Origin of the sequence: Acrocarpospora phusangensis, from assembly GCF_016862995.1 — a bacterium.
Classification (GTDB): Bacteria; Actinomycetota; Actinomycetes; order Streptosporangiales; family Streptosporangiaceae; genus Acrocarpospora; species Acrocarpospora phusangensis.
The window spans coordinates 183,239-190,452 of record NZ_BOOA01000005.1; the positions used below are offsets into that span (position 1 = coordinate 183,239).

General features: G+C 73.7%; 3 protein-coding genes. All 3 read left to right on the forward strand.

The annotated features are described in order from the left end of the window. Positions 1–25: 25 nt before the first annotated feature. On the forward strand, positions 26–2,641 hold the full coding sequence (locus tag Aph01nite_RS04995) for a hypothetical protein (RefSeq protein ID WP_204039532.1): 2,616 nt from the start codon (positions 26–28) through the stop codon (positions 2,639–2,641). Further along, positions 2,634–4,019, forward strand: a complete 1,386-nt coding sequence (locus tag Aph01nite_RS05000; protein ID WP_204039533.1) for a hypothetical protein — start codon at positions 2,634–2,636, stop codon at positions 4,017–4,019. Before Aph01nite_RS04995 ends, Aph01nite_RS05000 begins: the two co-directional genes overlap by 8 nt. Then, positions 4,016–7,214 (forward strand): DUF6603 domain-containing protein (locus tag Aph01nite_RS05005; protein WP_204039534.1); only part of this gene is annotated, 3,199 nt, incomplete at its 3' end. The genes Aph01nite_RS05000 and Aph01nite_RS05005, both read left to right, overlap by 4 nt.

A 7,214-nucleotide genomic window follows, 5' to 3' on the forward strand; every position in this document is an offset into this window, starting at 1 on the left:
GCCGCCGAGGTGGAGAAGGTGGTCGATGTTCTGGCCGGACGACAGCGAACTCGCGCTGCAGGAGTGGTGGGGCGTCCCCGCGTGGGCCGGGGGCCCGGTCTACGGCGCGCTGGTGACCGCGGTCCGGCCGGCGCTGCGGGCGGCGTTGCTGCTCGGGTACGAGGTGACGTCGATCAACCTGGGCTTCGGCGCGGGAGTCTCGGCCGAGGGCGAGTGGCAGGCGATCGACGGGGGCACGCTCGAACTGGCGCCCGGGGCGTACGAGTCGGTCGAGAAGCAGTCCAGCGGGCCCACGCTCTGGCTGGAGGTGCTGCCGTTCTTCGACCGCGCCGACGACCAGATCGGCTCGTACGCGATCCCGTTCGAGTTCGGGCTGTTCGGCGGCGAGGAGTCCACGTCCGACGGCTCGGTGCCGGCCGGGATCGCCGCCGCGGTCGACGACGTGGTGGCCCGGGCGGTGGACGCGCTGACCGCGACGCTCCCCAGCCGCGAGGCGTGGCGGACGGCCGGCGGGCTGCCCCGGCGGGCGGACGGCGGCCTGCTGTGGATCCTGGACCCGGCCTACCAGACGGGGCTCGGGAGCGCCGCCGGCGACCTGGCCTCGGTCGTGGAGGCGCTGCTCGCCGACCGGGAGGCGTTCCTGCTCGGCCAGGTGTACGGCGAGCGGGTCGCGCACGCCGGGAACGAGCCCGGCCCCGCCAGCCTGCGGTTCCTGCTCGACCGGCAGCTCGCCTGGCCGCGCCGGGCGCATCGCCGGATCTGGGCAGGACTGCTCGCCGACCTACAGGCGCGCGGTGAGGCGCACCGGCTCTGGGAGCGGGAACGCGGGAATTTCCAGGGTCGCTCCGCCCCGACCTGGCTGGACGTGCTCAGCCAGCTGATCTGGCGGGGCGTCGTCACCGTCCACGGCCTGTACGAGGCCGAACCCGCCCCCTACCCGCTCGCCGCCGCGGCGCCGACCGGCGACCCGGACGAACGGATCACGCTCACCGTCTGGGGCGCCACCGTGATCACCATCTGGCGCGAGGTCGTCTTCGCCGACGGCGGCGGCACCGGCCTGCACGGCTGCGTGGCCTGGGACTACGCGCCGGGCGACGCGCGGACCAAGCCGACCGTGATCCTGGTCGCCGGGCGGGGCATCACCATCGACCACGCCAACGACGCGCCGGAGGACCGGCCGTGGCAGCTGGAGATCTTCCGGGTGCAGGACGACCGGCTGGTGCCCGGGCTCGGCTCGCGGATCGACCCGATGGCACTGCTGAGCCCGACCCAGATCGAGCCGCTGCCGGAGGAGTGCGTGGACCCGGCCGGCGCGGTCACCGTGGACCCCGCGCTGGCGCCGCAGGTGATGGTGAAACCGCTGCCGCACGGCGTACGGCTGGTCTACCCGGTCTGCGAGGGGACCATCCCGAACGAGGTGGCCTCGCCGATCACCACGCCGGTCACCCCGTGCGTCCTGGAACTGACCGTGAATCCGCTCTCCGGCACCGCCGCGTACGCGATCGACGTGCACTACTTCACCGGGCGGTACATGAACCCGCTGATCAACGAGTACCTCAACGGCGGCGTCCAGGTGAGCGTCTGGACGACCGGCGGCGTGCGCATCGCCTCGTTTCCGAGCGGCAACCACACCCCGGCCCGGGGCAACCCCTCGGCGGTCGCCAGGCTCGTCAACGGCCACCAGTACGTCGCCGAGTTCTGGGAGGTCGAGCACGCCCCGCCCCAGCCGGGACCGCCGCATCCGCTGCCCCGGCCGTGGAGCGCCCACCTGCCGGTGCTCGCCTGGGCGGACATGTTCCCGCTCGCGGACTGGCACGCGTACGCGGGCGAGCTGTGGGACGTGCTGCTGCCCGACGCCGTGCTCGACTTCTTCGAGGCCGGCCGGGAGCATCCGTTCGCCGACGCGGACGTGCCGCGGGTGAGCTACGACAGCGCCGCCGGGCAGGGCTCCTGGCAGGACCAGGACGCGGGCGTGACGTACACGCTGACGCCCGCCGTCCACGAGCTGGGCGATTTCGGCGCGATGGACAGCCTGTTCTTCGACCTGGTCGACGTGGCGACCGGGTTCATCCCGTTCGTGGGCGACGCGGCCGACATCGCCGAGCTGATCCACGCCTGGCAGACCGGCCGGGACCGGTGGGGCAGGCCGATCACCGATTTCGAGCTGACGCTGATGATGGCGTGCGCCGCCGTGCCGTTCGTCTCCAGCCCGTTCGTCCGGGAAGCCGCTCAGGCGCTGCGCGAACTGCCCGAGGCCGCCACCGGGCTGCTGCCCTCACGGTTGTTCACCCCGGCGGCGCGGCGCGCGGACTACCCGGTCGGGCAGGTTGAGGCGGCGCTCGCCCAGCCCAGCGTCCTGCGCCCGGCGACCCCGGCCGGCGCCTCGCCGCGGCGACGGCGGGACACCGAGGCGCTGGTGGCCGCCGCCGCCGAGGACGCCGCGACCGGAGCCCCGCTGCCGTCCCGGCTCGCCGAACGGCTGCTGGACGGCACGCGCGAGGGCTGGCCGACCGTCGACGACCTGCTCAGCGAGGACGGCACCGGCTTCGCCTCCAGTTCCCTGCAGACCGCCTACACGCGCTTCCTCCGCGACAACCCCGGGGTCGGTCCGGCCGAGTGGATCGAGGCCGGCGATGGCTAACCCCAAGAAGAAGGGCGCCGCGGCGCGTCTCGGCAAAGCCGTGGCACAGGGCGCCGGCGCGTCGCCGCAGCGCGCCGGGCAGGCCGAGGAGCTTGTGAAGTTCCTGGCCGTGACCCGGCTGGTGATCGAAGGCCCAGCCTGCGATGTGCGCCGCCTCCCGCTGCCTGACGTGGCCGCCGGCGTCGCGCGGGTGCTCGACCGGGGCGGCCTCGACCGGGTGCGGATCCGGTACGGCGGCGGCCCGATGAGTGCCTCCGGCGCGCTGATCCGGGTGGGCGTCGAACCGGAGGCGTACGTGACCACGGCGGTGACGCGTCTGCTGGAGGCGATCCCGGACATCGAGCCGGACCTGCCGCTGCGGGCGGTGATGGGCGACAACCCCAAGGGTGGCCGGAAGAACTGGCCGTCCGAGCCGGAGCGCATGCTGCGGCTGGTCGAGGCGGTCGTCGCCGCGGCGGTGCAGGCCGAACTCAACCTGCTCGACGCGTACCGGCAGCTCGCCCCGGAGATGATCCGCAACACCGCCCGGTTCGTCCGCGCCCACTTCACCCGGAACGGATGGGAGCACGGCGCGGCCTTCGAGCTGATCTGGCCAGGAGTCCTGGACCGGCTGCCGCTGCGGTTGCCGGCCATCCACCAGACCAAACTCCCCGCGCTCACGCTCAAACATGACGTGTTCTCGCCCAAGGACGGATACGACACCGTTCTGGATCACCCGAACTTCGTCTTCCCGTACCAGTACAAGGCCGTGCAGTGCGCCAGAAAGGAGCTGATCGGTGAGCCCCGTCCGAGCAATCTGCGGAAGTCGAACGCGGACGTCAACTGCAGCGCCTCGTTCATGGAGCAGAGAGTCGGCGACGGGATCCGCAACCTCGCCTGGGGCCACTGGGTGCCCGGCCCCGCGGTGCCGAAAGCGGATCGGGTCCGCAACAAGCGGACATACGGCCCGCCCGGCAACACGGCGGGCTGGAAGCGCGTGTCCCGGGTCGGCGCCGTCACCCTGCACACCGATTACCTGCTCGAGGCGGCCTGGCGGAAACTCTCCGCCGCCTTCGCCCGGTACGGCGGTGACCAGATGAACGTGTACGAAGCTCTGGAAGCCGATGAGATGAGGACGCAGATCGTGGGGATCCTGGGCGGCCCGAACGTCTACTCGGACATGCCGCCGTGGGAGTTCCGCGACATGGGGCGCGCCTGGCTGGACGGCTGCCTGCCGGGCTGGCAGGACGAGATGAACGAACTGCTGCACGGTGTGCGCGGGCACACGCAGCATCCGGACGGGCCGCTGGAGGTGCGGCTGATAGCGAGCCATCAGCGTGACCGGCTCATCGCGGTACTGACCGAGTTCGACCTGCTGGACCCGTCGGTGACGCCGTGAACGTCGGCGACGAACTGGCCGCGCTGCTCGCGCCCCTGGCGGACGCATTCTCCTCCCGCGAGGGAGCCGACCGGCTGCTCCGCGAGCTGGGCGTGCTGACCGGGCCCGCGCCGCCGCCGGCCGTACCGGCCCGGCTCGCGGCCCTCGCGACCGTCGCGGAACAGGCCGCCGACGCCGTGCGTGCGCTCGACGATCCCGGGGTTCCGGCCGCCGGCCGCCTCGCCGGGCTGGTCACGCATCTCGGCGCGCTGTTCGCCGCGATCGACGACCTGGCTGACGTGGCGGAGGTGGACGATCTCGACTGGCCGTTCGACTCGCCCGAGGTGTGGGCTCGGCTGGCCCGTACGCTGCCCGGATACCTGCTGGCCCGCTGGCTGCGGGAGGAGCATGGCGCCGTCTACGAGCCGCTCCGCCTGCTCGGCGTGATCAGTCCGGGCGCGGACGGCACCCCCGCGTGGGACCTGGCCCGGCTGGCCGACGCGCTGTCCGGCACGGGGCCGTGGGCCGGCGCGCTGGCCGATCCGGCGGTGCTGGTCGCTCCGGTGCGGCGACAGCTCGACGCGCGCGGGATCACGGGGGCGCGCCCGGCGTTCCCGGTCCGTGTGTCCGTGGACGAGGAGGACGACTTCGCGGCCGACCCGGTGTCGGCCGAGGCCGACGAGGTCCAGGTCGTGCTGCCGGGAGTGCCCGGCTTTCTGGCCTCGATCGCCTCGATCGCGTCCGCCTCGGGCCTGGCGCTACACGCCGAAGGACTGGACCGGATCGCGGGCGGCGTCGCGCTCGGCCCAGGCTGGACCCTGCGCGGGAACGGCGCGGCGGGCGTCGCCGCGCTGCGCGCTGGCGCCGACTGGACCGAGCCGGTCGAGACCGCCACCGCCGACTCGGCGGAGATCACCGTGGAAGGCCGACCCGCCCGGCCGTGGATTCTGCTCGGCGGCGGCGCGACCCGGCTGGAGCTGTCCGCCGCGTCGTTCGGCATCGCGGCCGACCGGCTGCGCGGCGGCACGCCCGAACTCGCCGCCGAGTTCGCGGCCGACGGCCTCCGCCTGGTCGTCAGCGCGGGCGACGCCGACTCCTTCCTGGCCGCCATCCTGGGCGGCGCGGAGCTGGGCGCGGCCATGCGCCTGGCCGGTCGCTGGTCCCCGGCCGACGGCCTGTCGATCGACGGCGCGGCCGGGCTCACGATCCGGGTCGACACGAGCGTCGCGATCGGCCCGGTCACCGTCACCGGGCTCACGCTCACGCTGACGGTCGCGGACGGCCGGGTGCAGTTGGAGATCACCACCGAGGTCGGCGGCAGGATCGGCCCGGTGTCGGCCGCGGTGGCCGGGATGGGCCTGCGCCTGATGCTCACCCCGCCCGAGGAGCCCGGCGCGGTCCGGCTCGGGCCGGTCGGCGTGGCGCTGGCGTTCCGGCCGCCCGACGGCGTCGGGCTGGGCATCGACGCCGGTGTCGCGGCCGGCGGCGGGTACCTGTACCTCGACGCGGACGCCGGCCGGTACGACGGGGTCATCGAGCTCCGCCTGCTCGAGGTCGGCGTCAGCGCGGTCGTGCTCATCGACACCAAGGCGCCGGACGTGGACGGCTGGTCGATGTTCCTCGCGCTGTTCATCCAGGTGCCGGCGATCCAGCTCGGCTTCGGCTTCACCCTCACCGGCGTCGGCGGGCTGGCCGGCGTCAACCGTACGGTGGACACGGCCGCCCTCGAGTCGGCGGTGCGGTCCGGCGGGCTGGACGCCGTGCTGTTCCCCGACGACCCGATCGCGGACGCGCCGTACGTCATCGACCAGCTCCGTTCGATCTTCCCGCCGGCCGACGGGCAGTACGTCTTCGGCCCGGTCGTACGCCTCGGCTGGGGCACGCCGACGCTGGTCGAGGCGCAGCTCGGCATCGTGGTGACGCTGCCGGATCCGGTGATCGTGGCGGTGCTCGGCTCGGTGACGTCGGTCCTGCCGACCGCCGATCTGGACCTGGTCGCGCTGCGCCTGGACGTGGCCGGCGTGGTGGACTTCGCCGCCGGTACGGTCGCGATCGACGCCGCCCTGCACGATTCGCACATCGCCGCGTTCGCGCTCAGCGGCGACATGGCTCTGCGGGCGGACTTCACCGACCGGCCGTCGTTCCTGCTCGCGCTCGGCGGCTTCCACCCCGGCTTCGACGCGCCGCCGAAGTTCCCGTCCATCGAGCGGCTGCGGCTGGCGATCGGCGCGCCGCCCGTGCTCGACGTGTCGTTCGAGTGCTACTTCGCGCTGACCTCGAACACCGTGCAGTTCGGCGCCGACTTCGAGCTGACCGCGGACATCGCCGGTTTCGGCATCGCCGGAGGTACGGAATTCGACGCGCTCGTCCGCTTCAGCCCGTTCGAGGTGTCGACCCGGGTCGGCCACTACGTCTCGATCACCGCCGCCGGCATCGACCTGGCCGGCGTCTGGCTCGACGCGACGGTGACGGGGCCGAACCCGTGGCGGTTCATCGGCGACGCCCGGTTCAAGATCCTCGGCCTCAGCGAGTCGATCCACATCGACGAGCGGATCGGCGTGGCGCGCCAGGAGCCGGCGCCGGCGGCGGAGGACCCCCGCGACGAGATGGCCGCCGCGCTGGCCAGGCCGGACGCGTGGACCTCAGGCGGCGCCTCGGACGGTGTCATCCTCCGGGACGCCGGTGTGGAGGGCGAACTCGTGGCGCTTCCCGACGGGGTGCTCACCGTCAGCCAGCAGGTCGCGCCGCTGGGAATCCGGCTGGACAAGTACGGCAACGCGCCGATCGGGGACTACCACACGTTCGACGTGGAGGCGGACGGCGGCCGACCGGCCCACGACTGGTTCGCCCCCGGCGACTACGTGGAGCTGACCCGGACCGAGCGGCTCTCCGCGCCGTCGTTCGAGTGGCTGCGCTCGGGCGTGGAGTTCGGCGGGGGAGAGCCGGCCGCCGGCCCGGCCCGGCCGATCAGCCTGACTTTCGAGGAGATCCTCCGCGATCCCGACCTGGCGGAGGACCGCGTGGACCTCGGCAACACCACCGGCCGCCCTGAAACGTGGGGCCCCGGCGTGTCGGCCCCCGGCTTCCGCATCGAACCAGACCCCGGCGCGGTACGGCTACGCGACGCCTCGTACGCGGTGGCGCACCGCACGACCGGCGCGCGGCGAACCGCCCCGGGAAGCTGGACGGGGACGCACCAGCGCGGTGGGCGGCCCA

Coding starts and splice junctions, on each gene's coding strand:
- Aph01nite_RS05000 (WP_204039533.1), top strand. CDS start 2,634: ATGGCTAACCCCAAGAAGAAGGGCGCCGCGGCGCGTCTCGGCAAAGCC.
- Aph01nite_RS04995 (WP_204039532.1), top strand. CDS start 26: ATGTTCTGGCCGGACGACAGCGAACTCGCGCTGCAGGAGTGGTGGGGC.